The following is a 19,186-nucleotide window of genomic DNA, read 5'->3' as shown; positions in this document are numbered from 1 at the left end:
TTTGTCCGCGCCCTCTTAGTCTGGCGTGCATGAACAGTGCAGAGATCGCCGCCGTCTGTCAAAGTGATGCCATGGATCCGGCCCGGGCCAACGCTCTTCTGGCAACCCTCGGGCGATCCGCCGGGCTCACACCGGGGGATGTGCTGCCGCCCTTTTTTCATCAGCTCTTCTTCTGGTCCCCCGAACCGCCCGAAAAGCTGGGCCGCGACGGTCACCCGAAAGTTGGCGGCCTGATCCCGGACATGGGTCTGCTGCGTCGGATGTGGGCAGGTGGTCGGCTTTCGTTCCACGCCCCGCTGGCCTTAGGGCGGGCAGCAGAGAAGATGACCAGCGTCAAAAGCTCTGAACGCAAAATGGGGCGCAGCGGTCCGCTGGGCTTTGTCACGCTGGAACATCAGATCCGCCAGGACGGCAGGCTTTGTCTGACCGAATGGCAGGATCTCGTCTATCGCGAAGATCCCGCGCCAAACGCTCCGAGACCGGAGCCGCCCGTGGCCCCCGCGGATGAAGAGAGCAGGCGGGATGTGGCCTTTGATAGCACGTTGCTCTTCCGGTATTCGGCGCTGACCTTAAATGGGCATCGCATTCACTACGATCTCGACTATGCACGTGACGTCGAGGGGTATGGCGGGCTTGTCGTGCATGGCCCCCTTCTGGCGCAGCTTCTGATGCTGATGGCGGAGGAGGAGTTGGGCCCGCTCAAGACATTTGCGTTCCGCGCGACAGCGCCCCTTATAGATACCGAAACTGCCAAGCTCTGTCGGACGGGCGGGGATCTTTGGGTGCGCGGTCCTGACGGGCGGCAATGCATGCAGGCGAAAGCGGTGCCGTCAGAGTGAGGCCGCGACGCGAAAGTCGTCCGGAATCGCGTCTTTGCTATCCAGCACCAGATCAGCCATCACCTCGGCGATTTTCGGGGCCATGCCAAAGCCGATCTTGAACCCGCCATTGGCGATGAAATGACCCGGCCTGCCGGGCCAGGCCCCCAGCATGGGCGCACGGCTTCTGGCACGGGGGCGCAGGCCGGCCCAGCGTTCGATGATGGGCGCATCGCCAAGCGCCGGTACGGCGGCGCAGGCGCGGGCGATTACGGCGTCAAGTTGTGCGTCGGTGGAGGACGGGTCGTCATAGTCCCGCTCGCTGGTGGACCCGATGGCGACGGTGCCGTTGACATGCGGGATGATGTGCAGCGCATCGGCAAAAAGTTGTGGCGCCCCTGCACGGTCAAGCGCAAGGACGGCGCCTTGCCCTTTCACACCGTTGCCGACCGGTTTTTCAAAGGCCGCATTCAGCGCCTCCAATCCCGCCACGCCACTGGCCCAGACGACGGCGCCTCTATCCGGCGCCTCGGCAACGACCTGAACGCCCAAAGTCTTCAAAGCGGCGACAAGGGCGGCACAGGCCATACGTGGATGCATCCGCGCGCTGAGCGTGTCGTGGATCAGATATCCCGTAGGTGTCAGCGGCGCCCAATCGAGACCCTCTGCCGCGATGACCTCCCACCGCGCCTTGCCTTGCCAGAGCTTCGAAGCGCCCTCCGCCCGGCTGCGCGCCAGGGCGAGAGCATGATCGTCTGCCACCGGCTGAAGGCGACCGCTGCGGGCATAGCCCGAAGGCTGATTGCCTGCGCCCTCGACATCGCGCCAGAAGATTTCGGCCAGGATCAGGCTGTCGAACTGAAATGCCTTCTTGGCGTTCCAGTTTTCAGGCACATGCGGGGCCAATGCGCCCACGATCCCCCCGCTGGCGCCTGCGCCCGGGCCGTAGGGGTCCACCACATGCACCCGGGCACCGCGCCGGGCGCAGATCCACGCGATAGAGAGGCCGAAAATCCCGGCCCCGCGGATGGTCACATCGGCCATTGCCAATCCTTGAGCCATACTCCAGTGTCGCGCCGTATTACGGGACATTTCCATGCAGGACCAGCGGGCAGACATCACGTGGCGCGACGGGCAGGTGCCCGTGTCGACCCGGTTCGACGACCCTTATTTCAGTCTCGAAAACGGTTTGGCCGAGACACGGCATGTCTTTTTGGCGGGTAACGATCTGCCTGCGCGGTTCCGGGACGGTTTTCAAATCGCAGAATTGGGCTTTGGCACCGGTTTGAATGCCCTGACGGTCGCGCAGGCATGGGCCGATGCAGGTGCGCCCGGTCGTTTGCGGTTCACCAGTTTCGAGGCTTTTCCCATGCACGCCGAAGACATGGCAGACGCGTTGAGCGCATTCCCCGAGCTTGCCGCACCATCCGAGCGCTTGCTGGAGAACTGGCGCGCAGGCGAGCGCCGCATTGACCTTGGCGGCGGCATTGAGCTGAACGTGATCGAAGGAGACGCACGCGAGACGTTGAGGGCTTGGAGGGGGCGGGCGGATGCCTGGTTTCTCGATGGTTTTTCCCCGGCGAAGAACCCCGAGCTTTGGGGCGCGGACCTGATGGAAGGGGTCGCCCGGCACACCGCACCCGGCGGGACAGCCGCGACCTACACGGCAGCCGGCTTCGTGCGCAGAGGGCTTGAAGAGGCTGGTTTTGCGGTCTCGCGCGTGCCGGGATATGGCCGCAAGCGGCATATGACCCGCGCGGTTCTGGAATGACGCAAAGCAACAATGTCCCGCTCGGCATCGCGCTGATGATTGCGACGACGGTGGTCTTTGCCGTGCAGGACGGTATCTCGCGCCACCTAGCCTCGGAATACAATGTTCTGATGGTGGTGATGATCCGATACTGGTTCTTCGCGGCCTTCGTGATCGCCATCGCCCTGCGTCGACCGGGCGGCGTGCGTGCGGCGGCGCGCACGGAACAACCCTGGCTGCAGGCACTGAGAGGCGCGATGCTCGCCATCGAGATTTGCGTGATGGTTCTGGCCTTTACCGTGTTGGGCCTGGTGGAAAGCCACGCGGTCTTTACCTGCTATCCCCTGCTCGTCGCCGCCCTGTCGGGGCCGATCCTCGGTGAACGGGTCGGCTGGCGGCGTTGGGCAGCCATTGGGGTTGGATTTCTGGGTGTGCTGATCATTCTGCAGCCGGGCATGGGCGTCTTTGACCCCGCCGCATTGATCCCGTTCGCGGCTGCCACGCTTTTTGCCATCTACGGCCTGCTCACCCGTTATGCCGCGCGGCGCGATACGGCGACGACCAGCTTTTTCTGGACGGGAACCGTTGGCGCGGTGCTGATGACCGCAATCGGCATCTGGTTCTGGGAGCCGATGAGCGGCCCGGACTGGCGCTGGATGGCAGCGCTCTGTGTGACCGGTGCCCTAGGGCACTGGCTTTTGATCCGGTGCTACGAGGTGGCCGAGGCCAGCGCGGTCCAGCCCTTTGCCTATTTCCAGCTTGTCTTTGCCGCCACGCTTGGCATCACGATTTTCGGCGAGACGCTGGAGCTGAACGTGGCGTTGGGGGCGGTCATCATCGTGGCCGCCGGTATCTTCACCCTACTGCGCGAACGGGCGCAGGGTTGAGCCAATCAATTCCTCGGTGAAGGGGACGGGCAGCGGGTCCTGCCCCAGCCGCGCGCGGTAGATGGGCAGGCTTTCGGTGACCCGCATCACATAGTTTCGGGTTTCGCGGAACGGGATCAGCTCGACCCAGTCGATGATATCGATATCGCCCTCACGGGGGTCTCCGAACCGTGACATCCAGCGGATCGGGCGGCTGGGTCCGGCATTGTAGCCCGCCGACATCATCACGACATTGCCGTCAAAGCGCGCGGCCAGCCCCGCAAGGTACTGCGCGCCCAGCCGCGCATTGTAGCGCCAGTCGCTGAGCAGGCGACCGGTGCTGTGGTCGCTCACGCCCAACTCGCGCGCGACGTCCCGTGCGGTGCCGGGCATGACCTGCATCAGACCGCGTGCGCCGACACCGCTGACGACTTTCGGGTCGAATTCGCTTTCGCGTCGGGCAATGGCGAGCGTCATCTCGGTGGCCATGGGCAGGTCCTGATTGGCCACGGCGTGGACCGCGTAATAGGGCGCGGGGATCACGATGCCGCGCTGCGCTGCGCGCTTGCCGATCATCACGGCAAGATGGGGGCGGTCCATTTCGATCGCCATGGCACCGATCTGGGCGGCCTCGGTCTCATCGAGGCTCTCGGTCAGATGCGTCAGAAACCGCTCCCCCAGATCCAGCTCGCCAGCGGCGAGCAGAAGGAGACCGGCCTCGAACACCGAGGTTTCGGTAAATGCCGCACCCCGCCAGGACGGGATTTCGGCGGTGCCAGCAAGGCTGTTATCGAACGGAAGCTCTGCCCGTTCGGCGGCCAGTAAACCGTAATAGGAGGTCTGGTAACGCGCGCCTTCCGCATAGGCGGCCATGGCTTCCTCGGTCTGACCCAGCGCCTCATGCGCGCGCCCGATCCAATAGCCCGCCCGTCCCTGAGAAATGGGCGAGACGACGGCGGCGTCGAAACGACGGAAATGGCGCAAGGCTCTTTCGGGATCGTTCAGATAGCGCAGCGCAATGAAGCCGGAGAGCCATTCCAGATCGGCATAGGTGGATCCTTCGACCATGAAATTCTCAGAGGCGATGCGATAGGCCCGCTCGGGTTCTCCTGCGCGCAGATCGGCGCGGGCCATGGTCCGGCGTCGGCTGCCCCATGTGTCAGGATCGCCCAGGGCCTCGGCGCTGGTGCTGGTCGCCAGCATCAATTCGCGCGCGGCGTCGTCCCGGCCTTTGCGGGCGCGCCAGTTAAAGCGCTCATAGGCGAGGCCGGGATGGTCGCGCAGCCGTTCCGGCACGGCTTCGATCAGCGCATCGACCCCGGCCACCTGATCATGGAGACCCAGCCGGGCTTCTGCCAGTGCGCGATGACCGTCATCGACCAGCGGCAATGCCCGGCGGGCACTGACCAGATCGCGTTGCCAGATCATCTGATTAAGCCGTGCTTCGTGATGGGGGCGCAGAAGGCGGCTGTAGTCGGCGAGATAGGCGGCCTGCACTTCGGAGGGCATGGGAAGGGAGCGCCAAGCCATGACGAGATTGGCTTCCGCCTCTCCATCCCGGCCCGCATCCTGCAGAGCACGCGCATAGGCCAGAACACCCCGGGCGGTCTGCGGTGTATGCTGGTCGAAAAAGCGCAGCACCCGGGCATGGGATTGGCTGGCGATGGCGGGCTCGCTCTTGCTGAGCAGCCATTCCATGCCCGGCCAGTCGCCGCGGCGCGACACGAAATCGGTGATCTCTCCGTATTGGCCAAGCCCCGCGCGCAGGCGGTGCCATTCGATGATGTCGCGCGCCACCTGCCCGTCGCGTGCGGCCAGACGAAGGGCCGACGTCCAGTCGCCATCGCGCATGGCGTCCATGCCACGGGCAAGCGAACGGGGGCCATCTGCAGCAAGCGGCAGCGCAAAGGCAAAGCAGAACACGGTAAGAAGCAGAATGCGCGACATGGCTTGCAATTCCTGAGGAACCGGGGATACAGGCGAAGGATAAAGCCTGCCCCGGACCAAGCAAATCACATTCAGGGGGTGAGGCAAAAAACCGGCAGGTGTGAGCCTGTCCGCGATGACAAAAGGAGCGTGCCCATGTTCAAAGGCTCTATGCCAGCCCTCGTCACGCCGTTTCAGAACGGCGAGCTGGATCTGGATACGCTCAAGAAACTGGTGGAATGGCATATCGGAGAAGGCTCCACCGGGATCGTGCCGGTGGGCACGACCGGGGAGAGCCCCACGCTGAGCCACGAGGAACACGAGACCGTCGTGGCCGAGGTGGTCAAGGCGACTGCGGGCCGGGTGCCGGTGATTGCCGGTGCCGGGTCGAACAACACGCTGGAAGCGATCCGCTTCATGCAGTTTGCCGAAAGGATCGGGGCGGATGCGGCGCTGGTCGTGACGCCTTATTACAACAAGCCCACGCAGCGCGGTTTGATCGCACATTTTACCGCACTGCATGATTGCTGCGATTTGCCGATCATCATTTACAACATCCCGCCACGTTCGGTAATCGACATGTCGGTGGAGACGATGGCGGAACTGGCAAAGCTGCCGCGCATCATCGGGGTGAAGGATGCCACCGGCGATATCACCCGCGTGAGCCAACAGCGCGCGGCCTGCGGTGCAGATTTCGTGCAATTGTCGGGCGAAGATGCCTCGGCGCTTGGGTTCAATGCCCATGGCGGGGTGGGGTGTATCTCGGTGACCGCGAATGTCGCGCCCAAGCTTTGCGCAGAGTTTCAGGCTGCCACGCTGGCGGGAGATTATGCCAAGGCGCTGGACTATCAGGACAAGCTGATGCCGCTGCACGAGGCCATCTTTATCGAGCCGGGGCTGGTGGGGGCGAAATACGCGCTGTCCAGGCTGGGATTGTGCGGTGAAGAAGTGCGCTCACCTCTCACGGGGCTGGAAGACAGCACTAGAGCTGCGATCGATGCCGCGATGGCGCATGCCGGGCTGATCTGACGGGCCTCTGGTCAAATTGAGGCGCGTGCCGCGCCACGTGATGTTTTGCGAGGCCCCAAGGGCCTCGCGTCGCCTCCGGCGGCCGTATTTCGATCGAGAAGAAGACCCTTAAGCGGTGCGTTTGCCGTAGTAGAGCCCGACGACATGTTCGGCTTCGGCGAAGAAGAGCCAGCGGGTGCAGAGAACACCGGCGAGGTGGCTGATCACAGCGAGGGCTGCGAAGGTGTGATTGAACGGCAGGATCAGAAGGATCAGAGGGATCACGGCCATCAGCGTGAGACCGATGAGGCGCAGTTTGAGGCTGTGCTTGCGGCCCACGACATGGACCATTTCCTTAAGCAGGTAATTGGTGCCGGTATGGGGTGGCTCGAAGGCGCGGACGGTGCCGATAGAGCCGAGACCTGTGGCGGTGGCAAGGGTGGTCCCTGACCGTCCAAGCGCCTTGTCACCGACATACCAATAGGCGATCTGGGCGGCCGTGGCCGCGACCAGCAGAAGGAGCGCATAGCGGATCTCACCCGAAAGAAGCGCACCACCGGCGAGAGACAGGATCAGGAACAGTATCGGCGTTGCGGGCATGTTCCAGCGCGGCACGGTTTTGAGTTGGGTGTAGATCATCGAGGTGGTGAAGACTGTCACGAGGCTCATGATCGCGCCGAGCGTGCCGAGGAGCGCCCAGCGTTCGCCGAAGAAGACAAGGCCCGCCCCGTAGCCGGCCATAAGCAAAAGCGCGATGACGGAGGTCCAGGCTTCCCGGCTCAGCCAGCTTGATTTCCATTGGGTGAAAGCCTTCAGCGCGCGTTCGGGGTGGCCGAGGTGGAAGGTGGAGGCCATGAGCCCGCCGACGGCAAGCAGATAGGCGATGGCAAAGAAGGCGAAAGCGGTCCAGCCGGTGACGGAGGGGTAACCAAGGCCCAGCCAGAAAAGCAGGCCGAAGCCCAGCCCCGACAGGGTCGTGAACAGGATAACAGACGTGGCGGGATGCATTCAGATCTTCTCCAGAGCCTTGTCGAGCCAGCCAAGAAAGCCCTTGGGCTCTTCGGCGACGGGCTGCAGCAGCGGGGCCAGAACGTCGATATCGGTGTCGAGCGTGTCCTTGGGCCGCGGCGGCAGGTACTTGTTAACGGGTTTGGTGCCTTGTTCGGGCATCAGGTCCATGCCGCCGCGTTCGGCGACAAGCTGGCTGACGGCACTGCCCGGGTCGCCTAGATCGCCGAAATGGCGCGCGCCGGCGGGGCAGGTGCGCACGCAGGCAGGCTCCCGATCTTCCTCGGACAGGTTCTCGTTATAGATCCGGTCGACGCAGAGGGTGCATTTCTTCATCACCTTCTCGGCCCCGTCCATCTCCCGCGCGCCGTAGGGGCAGGCCCAGGCGCAGAGGCCACAACCGATGCAGTCGCTTTCGTTGACCAGCACGATGCCGTCCTCGACGCGCTTGTAGCTTGCGCCGGTCGGGCAGACCGTGACGCAGGGCGCATCCTCGCAATGCAGGCAGGATTTGGGGAAATGGATAAGCTGTGCGGGGCCTTGTTCCGGCTGCACCTCATAGCTGTGCACGCGGTTGAGGAAGGTGCCGGTCGGGTCGCCGCCATAAGGGTCCTGATCGGAGAGCGGCGCGCCGTAGTTTTCGGTGTTCCAGCCTTTGCAGGAGATCACGCAGGCATGGCAGCCCACGCAGGTGTCGAGGTCGATGACGAGGCCGAGTTTCTTGTCGGTGCTGGCAGGAAGTTGGGTCATTTGGCGGGCTCCGGATCTCCGCGAAGGGCGAGAAGGGCGGCGGCGAGGATCAGGCCCGCGCCAGAGATGACGCCGACCCAGCGTTCGATCCGCGCGCCCATGAGCGCGAAGAGGCGGGCGGCCGTGGCGCCCATCAAGACGAGGATGATGCCGTCGATCACGAGGTAGGTGATGCCGAGAATGGCGACCTGGGGGGCGACGGGTGCGGCGGGGTCGATAAATTGCGGAAAGAGGGCGGCGAAGAAGATCACCGCGTAGGGATTGGCTGCCGATGTGACGAACCCGGTGCGGAAAAGGGCTGCGCGTTTGGGGGCTGCGGGTTTGTCCTTGGCGCGGGAGGCCTGGCGGATCATGCGGAGGCCGACATAGACGAGATAGACGATGCCGGCCCATTTCACGGCCGTAAAGACATTGGCGGAGATCGCGACCAGACCGGCGAGGCCAAAGCCCGCGATCAGGATCTGGCCGGTATTGGCGGTGAGATCCCCTGCCAGGATCGGCAGCGCCCGGCGGAGCCCATGTTGCATGGAGCCTGCCATGAAGAGCACCTGGCTGGGCCCCGGGGGATGGGCAAAGAAGATCAGGACGGTGGCGAGGTAAACGAGATAGGTTTCAAACGTCATTTGCCGATCTTCCATTCCAGTTTCGACGGACCGATGCCCACCGGCGAGGTGATTGGATCGAAGGCGGGCTGCGCTTCGCCGGGGGCTTTGGCCTTTTCAATTTTTACCTTGAGGTCGAACCAAGCGGCCTGACCGGTGATCGGGTCTGAATTGGCCCAGCGGAGGCCGTCGCCCTTGGGCGGCAGAAGCTCATGGATCAGGTGGTTGAGCAGGAAACCACGTGTGGCTTCGGGTGCGTCATGCTCCAGCGCCCAGGCGCCTTTGCGCTTGCCGATGGCGTTCCAGGTCCAGACGGTGTTTTCGTTGAGGGCCGCCATTTCCATCACCGGCACGGAGATCTCTCCATGGGGGGAGGTGACGCGGACCCAATCTTCGTCTTGCAGGTCATGCTCGCGCATCAGCTTGGTGGGCAGATAGAGCGGATTATGGCCGTGGATCTGGCGCAGCCACGCGTTCTGGGTGCCCCAGGAATGATACATCGCCATCGGGCGCTGGGTGAGCGCGGTGATGGGGAAGCCGTCATTCCCGTGCTGGTCGGTCTCATACCAGATGGGCAGCGGGTCCATCGTGGCCTGGATGCGGTCGCGCAGGTGATCGGGGGGCTGGCGGTCCCCGTGACCTTCAGCGGCGAGCTGGAACTTCCGCATCGGCTCGACATAGAGTTGGAACAGGTAGGGTTGGGGGGCGTCATAGAGGCCGAGGTTCACGGCCCAGTCCTGATAGGCGGTGTTCCAGGGTTTGTAATATTGTGCCTTGTCCGGAATATGCCCGACCCAGAAGCCACCATTTTCAATGTATTTACCCAGTTGGTCGGGGTTGGGTGACCCGCGTCCGTCGGCGGTGCCGTCGGACGACGTCCCACCCACCGCTGAACCTTCTTGGGCACCCCGCCAGCCGGCGAGGGGGCCGATGCCGGGTTTGCGCTCGTGATTGGTGATGTAGTCGGCGTAGTCGGTGTATTTCGCGCTGCCATCTTCGTTGGTGAAGCCGGGTAGCTTCATCTTGTTGGCCAGTTGCACCAGCACTGTCTGGAAGCCACGCACGTCGCGGTCGGGTTCGATCACGGGCCAGCGGATGGCGTCGGCGGCGGCATCGGCTTCGCAGATGGGGCGGTCGAGGAGCGAGATACAGTCGTGGCGTTCCAGATAGGTGGTGTCGGGCAGGACCAGGTCGGCATAGGCCACCATCTCGGAGCTGTAGGCGTCGGAGTAGATGATGCGTGGGATAACGTAGTCGCCGCTCTCGTCGGTGTCGGTCAGCATGTCGATCACGCCAGCCGTGTTCATCGTGGAATTCCACGACATGTTGGCCATGTACATGAAAAGCGTGTCGATCTTGTAGGGATCACCGGCATGGGCGTTCGATATGACCATGTGCATCAGGCCGTGCGCGCTCATCGGGTTTTCCCAGGTGAAGGCCTTGTCGATGCGGGCGGGACTGCCGTCTTCCTTGAGGGCCAGATCGTCGGGTCCGTGGACAAAGCCCAGATGGGGGCCGTCGAGCGGGCTGTCAGGTGTCACGCCGCAATGCGGCTTGGGATGGGCGGTGGCCGGTTTGGGGTAGGGTGGCTTGAAGCGGAAGCCGCCAGGCACCTCAACGGTGCCCAGCAGGATCTGCAGCACGTGCAGCGCACGGCAGGTCTGAAAGCCGTTGGCATGGGCCGAGATGCCGCGCATCGCGTGGAAACTGACGGGCCGACCGGTCATCTTGCTGTGTGTTTCGCCCCGAAAATCCGTCCATTCCATGTCGAGCTCGAACGCCTCGTCGAAGGCGACGCGGGCCAGCTCGGCGGCGATGGTTCGGATCTTGGCGGCTGGGATGCCGCATCGTGCCGCCACGGCTTCGGGCGCATGGTCCGGGGACAGGTATCGTTCGGCCATCAGATGAAAAACCGGAACATGGGTGATCCCGGCCGCCCGATGGGTGGCGGAAAGATCTGGGCGCACGCCTTGTTCGTCAAAGGGCGTGAGCTTTCCAGTGGCACGGTCGATGACAAGCGATTTGCCGGAGGCATCGCGTAGGAAGAGACCATATTCAGGGGATTTCGGATCCTGGTTCACCAGCACCGGCGCGTTGGTGTATCGGGCCAGGTAGTCAAGATCGATCCGCCCTGCCTTCATCAACTCATGCACCAGCGCGAGGATGAAAAGACCGTCCGTGCCGGGGGTGATGCCCACCCAATCATCGGCCACCGCGTTGTAGCCGGTGCGGATCGGGTTCACCCCGATCACTCGTGCGCCGCGCGCCTTGATCTTGCCGATCCCCATTTTGATCGGATTGCTGTCGTGGTCCTCGGCCACACCGAACAGCATGAAAAGCTTGGTGTGATCCCAGTCGGGCTGGCCGAATTCCCAAAACGCACCACCCATCGTGTAGATGCCCGCGGCGGCCATGTTCACCGAGCAGAACCCGCCATGCGCCGCGTAATTGGGCGTCCCGAAGTTCTGCGCCCAGAAGCTCGTGAAACTCTGGCTCTGATCACGGCCGGTGAAAAAGGCGAGCTTCGACGGGTCCTCCTTGCGAACCGGTTCCAGCCAGTCGCAGGCGATCTGAAGCGCTTCGTCCCAGCTGATCTCCTCGAACTCGCCCGACCCGCGGGGCCCGACACGCTTCAAGGGCGCGCGCAGGCGGGAGGGGGCGTTCACTTGCATAATCCCCGCCGATCCCTTGGCGCAGAGCACGCCGCGATTGACCGGATGGTCGCGGTTGCCCTCGATATAGGCGACTTGCCCGTCTTTCATATGCACGTTGATCCCGCAGCGGCAGGCGCACATGTAGCAGGTGGTCTTGCGCACCTCGTCCGAGACGTGGGGGGATGTGTCGAGTTTGGGTTGCTGGATGGTCATCTGGCGTCCTTGTTCGCGGTCTCTGATCGTCAGAGCAGCAAATGCAGTCCGACAAGGATCAGACCGGCGATAAAGAGGGTTTCGGTGATCAAGAGGGCAATGGCCGGTCCTCCCACGGCCAGAACGCGCTTGAGGTTGGTTTTCATGCCCACCGCTGCGATCGCGGTCAACAACAGCCAACGCGAGGCCTGGCTGAGCGCATCGGCGACTGCGGCGGGGATGACATGCAGGGAATTGAGGCCTGCGAGAACGAGGAAGGCCACAACGAAGACCGGAAGGATCGGGGGGCGTTCTCCGTCCGCGGGCACTTCCGCGAATTGACGGATCAGCAGCGCGGCAATGACGACAACAGGCGCCAGCATGGACACGCGGATAAGCTTGATGAGGGTCGCTGTATCGCCGGTTTCTTCCGAGATGGAGAAGCCTGCGCCCACGACCTGAGCGACATCATGGATCGTGCCGCCCAGAAACATCCCGCCTTCCAGGGCCGACAGGCCCATCTGCTCCACCAGGATCGGATAAAGGATCATGGCGATGGTCGACAGAACCGTCACGCCCATCACCGTAAAAATGAGCCTTTGTTCTGAGCGGTCATCCTTGGGCAGGATCGCGGCGATGGCCATGGCGGCAGAGGCGCCGCAGATGGCGACCGACCCTGCGGTAAGCAAGGCAAAGCGCCAACCATGGCCAAAGAAACGGGCGATGAGCAATCCAAAGGCAATTGTGGCAAGCACGCCGCCGATGACCAGCAGGATCAGTTCGATGCCCAGCCCCGCCATCAGATCCATCGAAATCCTGACGCCGAGAAACGCGATGCCGACCCGCAGTAAGGTGCGCGCTGAAAAAGAGATCCCCTCGACGGCCTTGCCCTCTTCGCCCAGAAAAGAGATCGCGATGCCCAGAAGCAGTGCCATCAGCATCGCCGGCGCGCCGTGATGTTCGGCGATGAACTGCGCGGTAATGGCCACGATGAACGCAACCAGAACCCCAGGCAGCAGGCTGCGAACGCGGGTCTGGAATTCCGCGAAAGTTTGGGAAATTGGTGTGCCTCTTTGCGCCATGTCAGTCATTTTGTTCTTTGTGGCAATGCGGGTGACACAATGCAACGTCATTGGGCAAAAGGCGGGGTCTGACCTGAGAGATGCGGCGGGCGACCAACTCAGTCTCCCAGCACCTGGACGGTATCGCGTGCGATCTGGGCTTCCTCTTCGGCGGGCACGATCCACACCGGGACTGCCCCTGCCCAGCTCAGGTGGTCAAGGATGCCCTCGCGGATCCGCTCTGCATTCTCGCCGATGCCGCCGGTGAACGCGATGGCATCAAGTCCGCCCATGGCGGCAATCATCGAACCGGAGTGACGCGCGGCCCAGTAGCAGAAATGCGCCATGGCAAAGCGGCTGTCTTCCGTCTCCGCCTCTTCGAGGCTGCGCATGTCGCTGCTGAGGCCGGAAAGGCCCAGAAGCCCGCTCTCATGATGTAAGAAGCGATGCGCGTGAGCGGCGCCCAGCGTTTCGGCCAGACGCAGAACCGCGGCGGCGTCGATATCACCCGAGCGGGTGCCCATTGTAAGGCCCGAGACAGGTGAGTAGCCCATCGTCGTGGCCACCGACTGCCCATCCCGTATCGCACAAAGAGACGCGCCATTGCCGAGATGCAAAGCAAGCAGGCGCTGCGGCAGCGGCGCGCCGGAAAGCGCTGGCAACGCGCGGACAAGCGCCGCATAGCTGGTGCCGTGAAAGCCATAGCGACGCAGGCCCTGCGTTTCCGCCGTCGCGGGGATGGCATAGCGCTGGGCGACTTCAGGATTGGTGGTGTGAAACGCCGTATCGAAGCTGGCCGTTTGCGGCAGATCCGGCGCAAGCCGCGAGATCGCGTCGATTGCGGCCAGGTTGTGGGGATTGTGCAGCGGCGCCAAGGGAATGCAGTCGGCGATTTTGGCGCGTGTTTCGGGACTGATGCGCGTTGGCTTGGTCAGCATTGTGCCACCATGCACGACGCGGTGGCCAACCCCCCGCAATTGGTCGAGCGCCAGACCGTTCCGTGCCAAGCCCTGCAGCAGAAGATCAAGTGCTTTCTGGTGATCGGGCAGATCGGCGCGGTTGCGGGTGCCTGCGACCTTTACGTCTCCCTGCGCGCCAATGCCCGAAGCTTCGGCACGCAGGGTCATTTTGAATGCGGCATCAAAAACCGCAGCTTTGATCGACGAGGATCCGGCGTTGAGGACCAGGATAAGCCGATCTTCGGTCATGATCAGGCGAGTTGCGGACGCATGTCGTCAGAAGAGATGCCGGCAACCTCTACCGGTTTCTTCATCGCGTCGCGGCGGAACGGCTCCCCCAGCTCCTGGTTGATCATCGCTTCGATCAGCGTGGTGATCCCATTCTCCATCTGATCCTTGATCGCCTGGTTGAGAGCGTCGGTCAGTTCGTCCATGGTGCGAGCGACCACGCCTTTCAGACCGCAAGCATTGGCGATGCCGGAATAGGACACCTCGGTGTCCAGCTCGGTGCCCACGAAGTTGTCGTCGAACCACAGCGTCGAGTTCCGCTTTTCCGCCCCCCACTGGTAGTTGCGGAAAACGATTTGTGTGATCGGCGGCCATTCCCCGCGGCCGATGGCCGTCAGCTCGTTCACGGCGATGCCAAAGGCACCGTCACCGGCAAAGCCAACAACCGGCACGTCAGGCTGGCCGATCTTGGCGCCGACGATGGCGGGCAGGCCATATCCACAGGGACCGAAAAGGCCAGGCGCCAGATATTTGCGGCCTTCCTCGAAAGACGGATAAGCGTTGCCGATGGCGCAGTTGTTGCCGATGTCCGACGAGATGATCGCCTCTTTCGGCAGCGCCGCCTGGATCGCGCGCCAGGCCATGCGCGGGCTCATCCAGTCGGGCTTGGCGTCGCGGGCGCGCTGGTTCCAGCTGGTGCCGGGATCGTCATCCTCGTGATCCATCGAGCTGAGCTGCTGTGCCCAGGTGGATTTCGCGGTGGCGATGCGGTTCTTGCGGTCCTCGCGGCTTTCGTCGCCTGCTGTGTCGGACAGGTTGGCCAGAATACCCTCGGCCACCTTCTTGGCGTCGCCCACGATACCCACGGTGACCTTCTTGGTCAGGCCAATCCGGTCGGGGTTGATATCGACCTGGATGATCTTTGCATCCGCCGGCCAGTACTCCATGCCATAGCCCGGAAGGGTCGAGAATGGGTTGAGCCTTGTGCCCAGGCAGAGCACGACATCGGCCTGCTTGATCAGTTCCATGCCGGCCTTGGAACCGTTATAGCCCAGCGGCCCTGCGAAAAGCGGGTGAGAGCCCGGAAAGGCGTCGTTGTGCTGATAGCCCACGCAGACAGGGGCGGTCAGACGTTCGGCCAGCGCGGCCGAGGCGGGGATCGCATCCGCCAGAACCACGCCCGCCCCGTTCAGGATCACCGGGTTCTTGGCCGAGGAGAGCAGATCGGCGGCAGCCTTGACGGAGTTCTCGCCACCGGGGCTGACCTCGAAGTCGATCGGGTCGGGGATCTCGATATCCACGACCTGCGTCCAGAAATCACGCGGGATGTTCAACTGCGCCGGTCCGCTAAGGCGCTTGGCCTTGGAGATCACGCGGGTCAGCACTTCGGCCACGCGGGAGGGATCGCGAACCTCTTCCTGATAGGCCACCATGTCCTCGAAAAGCTTCATCTGCTCAACTTCCTGGAAGCCGCCCTGACCGATGGTCTTGTTCGCGGCTTGCGGAGTGACCAGCAACAGCGGCGTGTGGTTCCAGTACGCGGTTTTGACGGCGGTCACGAAGTTGGTGATGCCCGGTCCGTTCTGGGCGATCATCATCGACACTTTGCCGGTGGCGCGGGTGTAGCCGTCCGACATCATGCCTGCGGAGCCTTCGTGTGCGCAGTCCCAGAAGGTGATCCCGGCTTTCGGAAACAGGTCCGAGATCGGCATCATCGCCGAGCCAATGATCCCAAAAGCATGTTCAATTCCATGCCGTTGCAGGGTTTTGACAAAGGCTTCTTCGGTGGTCATCTTCATGGCAGCACCCTTTCTTGAGGACATCAGAAAAGCATCGCGTGAAATGCGACTTTAGTCTGGTTTACGTCGTCGGTCACGGGCCCGTTAGGGCCAGTATAAGCATCCGGTTAGGTCCAGTTTTCTTCCGCGTTTTCAAGCGCTTTGGAGATGTGACCGATACCGTCGGGGATCCGGCTGGCGGGGATAGAGGAGTAGGCCAGCCGGTAGAAATGATGTGGGCGTTTGGCGGAATGAAAAAAGGGCGCGCCCGGTTCGATCAACACTCCGGAAGCCGAAAGATCCCGGGCCAGATCAGCGGTGTTGACCTGTGGGGGCGCCTCCATCCAGAGAGAGCTGCCTCCGTAAACGCCCTGGCCCGCGATTTTCAGGTCATGAACTGAAATTGCCTCCTCCAGCGTCTGTCGCCTGCGGTGCAGCACCTCGCCCATCCGGCGGATCTGTGCATCGTAATGCCCAAGGGACAGGAAGTAAGCCGCCGTGCGCTGCACATGCCCCGGGGGATGGCGGAGAACCTGGGCCCGCAGCGCCCGCGCCTCGCGGATGAAGGGCTCGGAGCCGACCAGATAGCCGAGACGCAGGCCAGGGAAGAGAGACTTTGAAAAGCTGCCGATATAGATGACCCGGCCATCCCTATCGAGCGATTTCAGGGCCGCGGAAGGGGCCGCGAGAAAGGACATTTCGAACTCGTAATCGTCCTCCACGATGATGGCATCCAGATCCTGGGCACGCTGCAACAAGGCGCGTCGGCGGGCATGCGGCATCGTGGCCGTTGTGGGGGCCTGATGGCTGGGGGTGGCAAAGATGACGTCGGTGCGGGGTGGAATGGCTTCGGGTGGAAGGCCGTCGAAATCGACGCGAAGCGGGGCCAGATCACATCGGGACTGCATAAGAATATCGCGCAGGGCGTGATAACACGGGTCTTCGACCACAGCACGCTTGTCCGGGCCCAGCAGGATCTGAGTGGCGAGCCAAAGCGCGTTCTGGGCGCCCAGCGTAATCAGAATCTCCTCGGGTCGTGCGGTGATGCCACGACGGGGCAATGTGTGGCGCGCAATGAATTCGATCAGCAGCGGGTCGTCGCGGTCGTAATAGTCGGTGGTAAGTGCCGTGAAATCCTTTTGCCCCAGGGCCCTCAGAGCACAGAGACGCCAATTGGCATGATCGAAAAGCGAAGGATCGGCCTGACCATAGATGAACGGATAGCGATAATTGTGCCAATCGACCGGCTTTGCGGGCGTGTCGCCACCGGTAAAGCGATGCTCAAGCGCGCGTTCCCAGTTCACCCTGTCGATGCCACGCGCCGGTGGGGCGTAAGCCGGAGGAACGGGGGCGTTCGCCGAAACATAGTACCCCGAACGCCCACGAGAGGTGAGATAGTCGTTGGCCAGAAGCTCGGTATAGGCGAGCGTCACGGTGATACGGCTCACGCCGAGATGCGTGGCGAGTTTTCGCGAAGAGGGTAACTTTTCCCCGCGGTGGAAGCGCCCGGACAGAATACCTTCCGCTATCATCTGCTGGATCTGTGCCTGAAGCGTTCCCTGCGCATCGGGGTTCAGGAAGAAAGTCTCGACTGAAATGGCCATGTGTCAGTCTAGTTTGGATATATCAGGCTTGCAATCTGGATATACGGTCATTCCCTCTTAGGCTGTGCGCCTTTGGCAGGGCACCTACAATGACCGCATTAACCCATGCGCCATGGTATGTGTTGCCCAAAAGTAAACGTCGTTCGCGTCAACGGCGGTCTTGCGTCCAAGGCCAGTCTGAATTGCGGTGCGCGCTCTCCAGTCACTTGAAGTGAAACGATCTTCTGCCCATTTCAAATCCATACTGTACAGTTTAGTTCTGCAAAAATTAAGGAAGTCAAAATGACGGAAGATACCCTGCACCGGAGCGCTCTGACCGCCCGTGCCCTGAAGGTTTTGTGCCTAAGTGCGGTTGTCGCATTTGTGGCCGCGTGTGAGCCGGTTGGCGGCTTTTCGAACACCAGCGGCTTTGATGCCCAGAGCGAGCAGCGCGACGATTATAGAGGGCCACGAGGCGGCCACCGCTAAAATGAGAAACGCCCCGGAATGTCCGGGGCGTTTTGTTGTCTGCAAAACTGGTTTCAGCCGAAAACGCGGGTGAGCGCATTGTCCACTGCATCGGTGATGTGGTCGATATCATCTGCCGTCGCAATCAGCGCGGGCGAGAAACAGAGCGTGTTGTTCTTGCCCGGAACCGACCGGTTCGTCACGCCGATGACCACGCCTTGCGCCATGCAATCGGCCACGACCGCCTGGGCCTGCTTTTCGTTGACAGGCATGCGGGTTTCGCGGTCCGACACAAGCTCGGCGCCCAGGAAAAGGCCCTTGCCCCGGACGTCGCCGATCACGCTGTGCTTGTCGGCGAGCGCGTGCAGGTTGTCCATCATCCGCGCGCCCATCAATGTGGTGTTGTCGAGCAGGTTCTCGTCTTCGATGATGCGCATGTTTTCCAGCGCCGCCGCCGGACCTGCGGTGCAGCCACCGAAGGTCGAGATGTCGCGGAAATAGTTCATCGGGTCGTCCGCGTTGTCTTTGAACTTGTCGAAAACGGCTTCGGTCGTGACCAGACATGCGATCGCGGCATAACCGGACGCGACACCCTTTGCCATCGTCACCATGTCGGGCTTGATGCCGTAATGCTGATAGCCGAACCAGGTGCCCGTACGGCCAACGCCGCACACAACCTCGTCGATATGCAGCAGGATGTCGTATTTCGTGCAGATCTCTTGCACCCGCTCCCAATAGCCCTCGGGCGGAGTGATCACGCCGCCGCCTGCCGTCACCGGCTCAAGGCAGAGCGCGCCCACCGTATCGGGCCCCTCTGCAAGGATCACCTTCTCGATCTGGTCGGCCGCCCAGACGCCGTAGTTTTCCTGCGGGGCGCCGTCCTGCTCGAAGGCGCGGTATTCGAGGCAGTGGGGCACACGAACGAAGCCCGGTGCGAAGGGGCCGTATTGCGCGTTGCGCTCGTCCTGGCCGCCCGCCGACAGACAGCCGATGGTCGTGCCGTGATAGTCCCGCTCACGGTAGAGGATCTTGTGTTTCTTGCCGCCATATTTCGCATGGGCGATCTGGCGGACCATCTTGAAGGCTTTCTCATTCGCCTCGGACCCGGAGTTGCAGTAGTACACGCGGCTCATCCCCGGCATCTTTGAAATCAGCTTTTCCGAGAAGAGCGACCCCGGAATGGAGCCTGCGGACCCTGCAAAGTAGTTTAGCTTGATCAACTGGTCGCGCACCGCGTTGGCAATTGATTCGCGGCCGTAGCCCACATTCACCGTCCAGACACCGCCGGATACGGCGTCGATATGTTCCTTGCCGTGCTGGTCCCAGACGCGCATGCCGCGCCCTTCGACAATGATGCGCGGATCATTGGTTTCATAGGGTTTATGCTGGCTGAGATGGTGCCAGATATGAGCCCTGTCGGCTTCCACGATGTGGCTGATGTCATTTTCCTTGAACGTGCCGTCCATGACAGACCCCTTTTCGTAATCGAGAAATGCGCGTGTCGGATCGGGCCAAGTCTGACCCGTCTGAGACGT

The 19,186-nt window shown here is 62.5% G+C and carries 15 protein-coding genes; 4 read left to right on the top strand and 11 right to left on the bottom strand.

Going from position 1 to position 19,186, the window contains the following annotated elements; genetic code table 11:
* The first annotated feature begins 71 nt into the window (after positions 1-71).
* A complete protein-coding gene (locus CFI11_RS17990) occupies positions 72-839 on the top strand; it encodes an acyl dehydratase (RefSeq protein WP_254448951.1) in 768 nt (255 codons plus the stop codon).
* Here the strand turns inward: CFI11_RS17990 and CFI11_RS17985 are convergent.
* On the bottom strand, positions 831-1,862 hold the full coding sequence (locus CFI11_RS17985) for an FAD-binding oxidoreductase (RefSeq protein ID WP_130408420.1): 1,032 nt from the start codon (positions 1,860-1,862) through the stop codon (positions 831-833). The genes CFI11_RS17990 and CFI11_RS17985 overlap by 9 nt on opposite strands.
* Before the next feature lie 52 nt (positions 1,863-1,914).
* Here CFI11_RS17985 and mnmD point away from each other — a divergent pair, with 52 nt between their 5' ends.
* Positions 1,915-2,589: a tRNA (5-methylaminomethyl-2-thiouridine)(34)-methyltransferase MnmD gene (mnmD, locus tag CFI11_RS17980; RefSeq protein ID WP_130408418.1), complete on the top strand. Its 675-nt coding sequence runs from the start codon at positions 1,915-1,917 to the stop codon at positions 2,587-2,589.
* Positions 2,586-3,455 (top strand): DMT family transporter, encoded by an 870-nt coding sequence (locus tag CFI11_RS17975; protein WP_130408416.1) that lies wholly within the window; start codon positions 2,586-2,588, stop codon positions 3,453-3,455. The genes mnmD and CFI11_RS17975 overlap by 4 nt, the downstream gene beginning before the upstream one ends.
* On the opposite strand, the gene CFI11_RS17970 is transcribed toward CFI11_RS17975, so the two are convergent.
* On the bottom strand, positions 3,429-5,381 hold the full coding sequence (locus CFI11_RS17970) for a lytic transglycosylase domain-containing protein (protein ID WP_130408415.1): 1,953 nt from the start codon (positions 5,379-5,381) through the stop codon (positions 3,429-3,431). The genes CFI11_RS17975 and CFI11_RS17970 overlap by 27 nt on opposite strands.
* Before the next feature lie 135 nt (positions 5,382-5,516).
* Here CFI11_RS17970 and dapA point away from each other — a divergent pair, with 135 nt between their 5' ends.
* The gene (gene dapA, locus CFI11_RS17965) at positions 5,517-6,389 is read left to right on the top strand and encodes a 4-hydroxy-tetrahydrodipicolinate synthase (RefSeq protein ID WP_130408413.1); all 873 of its coding nucleotides are present in this window, start codon (positions 5,517-5,519) and stop codon (positions 6,387-6,389) included.
* A 108-nt stretch (positions 6,390-6,497) separates the two neighbouring features.
* Here the strand turns inward: dapA and CFI11_RS17960 are convergent, their stop codons facing one another.
* From CFI11_RS17960 to CFI11_RS17920, 9 genes are all read right to left on the bottom strand, one after another.
* Positions 6,498-7,376, bottom strand: a complete 879-nt coding sequence (locus tag CFI11_RS17960) for a DmsC/YnfH family molybdoenzyme membrane anchor subunit (RefSeq protein WP_130408411.1) — start codon at positions 7,374-7,376, stop codon at positions 6,498-6,500.
* Positions 7,377-8,126, bottom strand: a complete 750-nt coding sequence (locus CFI11_RS17955; protein WP_130408409.1) for a 4Fe-4S dicluster domain-containing protein — start codon at positions 8,124-8,126, stop codon at positions 7,377-7,379. It abuts the gene before it with no gap.
* Complete coding sequence (locus tag CFI11_RS17950) at positions 8,123-8,749, bottom strand: LysE family translocator (RefSeq protein ID WP_130408407.1); 627 nt, start codon at positions 8,747-8,749, stop codon at positions 8,123-8,125. Before CFI11_RS17950 ends, CFI11_RS17955 begins: the two co-directional genes overlap by 4 nt.
* Positions 8,746-11,595, bottom strand: coding sequence for a molybdopterin oxidoreductase family protein (locus tag CFI11_RS17945; RefSeq protein ID WP_130408405.1), 2,850 nt, complete (start codon positions 11,593-11,595; stop codon positions 8,746-8,748). Before CFI11_RS17945 ends, CFI11_RS17950 begins: the two co-directional genes overlap by 4 nt.
* A gap of 29 nt (positions 11,596-11,624) precedes the next feature.
* On the bottom strand, positions 11,625-12,656 hold the full coding sequence (locus tag CFI11_RS17940) for a YeiH family protein (protein WP_130410072.1): 1,032 nt from the start codon (positions 12,654-12,656) through the stop codon (positions 11,625-11,627).
* Between the two features lie 98 nt (positions 12,657-12,754).
* Positions 12,755-13,843, bottom strand: a complete 1,089-nt coding sequence (locus tag CFI11_RS17935) for an acetate/propionate family kinase (protein WP_130408403.1) — start codon at positions 13,841-13,843, stop codon at positions 12,755-12,757.
* Positions 13,844-13,845: 2 nt separating this feature from the next.
* Positions 13,846-15,621, bottom strand: coding sequence for a sulfoacetaldehyde acetyltransferase (gene xsc, locus CFI11_RS17930; RefSeq protein WP_130408401.1), 1,776 nt, complete (start codon positions 15,619-15,621; stop codon positions 13,846-13,848).
* A 107-nt stretch (positions 15,622-15,728) separates the two neighbouring features.
* Positions 15,729-17,204: a PLP-dependent aminotransferase family protein gene (locus CFI11_RS17925; protein WP_130408399.1), complete on the bottom strand. Its 1,476-nt coding sequence runs from the start codon at positions 17,202-17,204 to the stop codon at positions 15,729-15,731.
* 521 nt (positions 17,205-17,725) lie between these two features.
* Positions 17,726-19,117, bottom strand: coding sequence for an aspartate aminotransferase family protein (locus CFI11_RS17920; protein WP_130408397.1), 1,392 nt, complete (start codon positions 19,115-19,117; stop codon positions 17,726-17,728).
* Positions 19,118-19,186 lie beyond the last annotated feature (69 nt).

The sequence above is a fragment of the Thalassococcus sp. S3 genome (assembly GCF_004216475.1).
GTDB lineage: Bacteria > Pseudomonadota > Alphaproteobacteria > Rhodobacterales > Rhodobacteraceae.
Note: the sequence above shows the minus strand (reverse complement) of the source record. Positions and strands in the feature narration are given on the sequence as shown.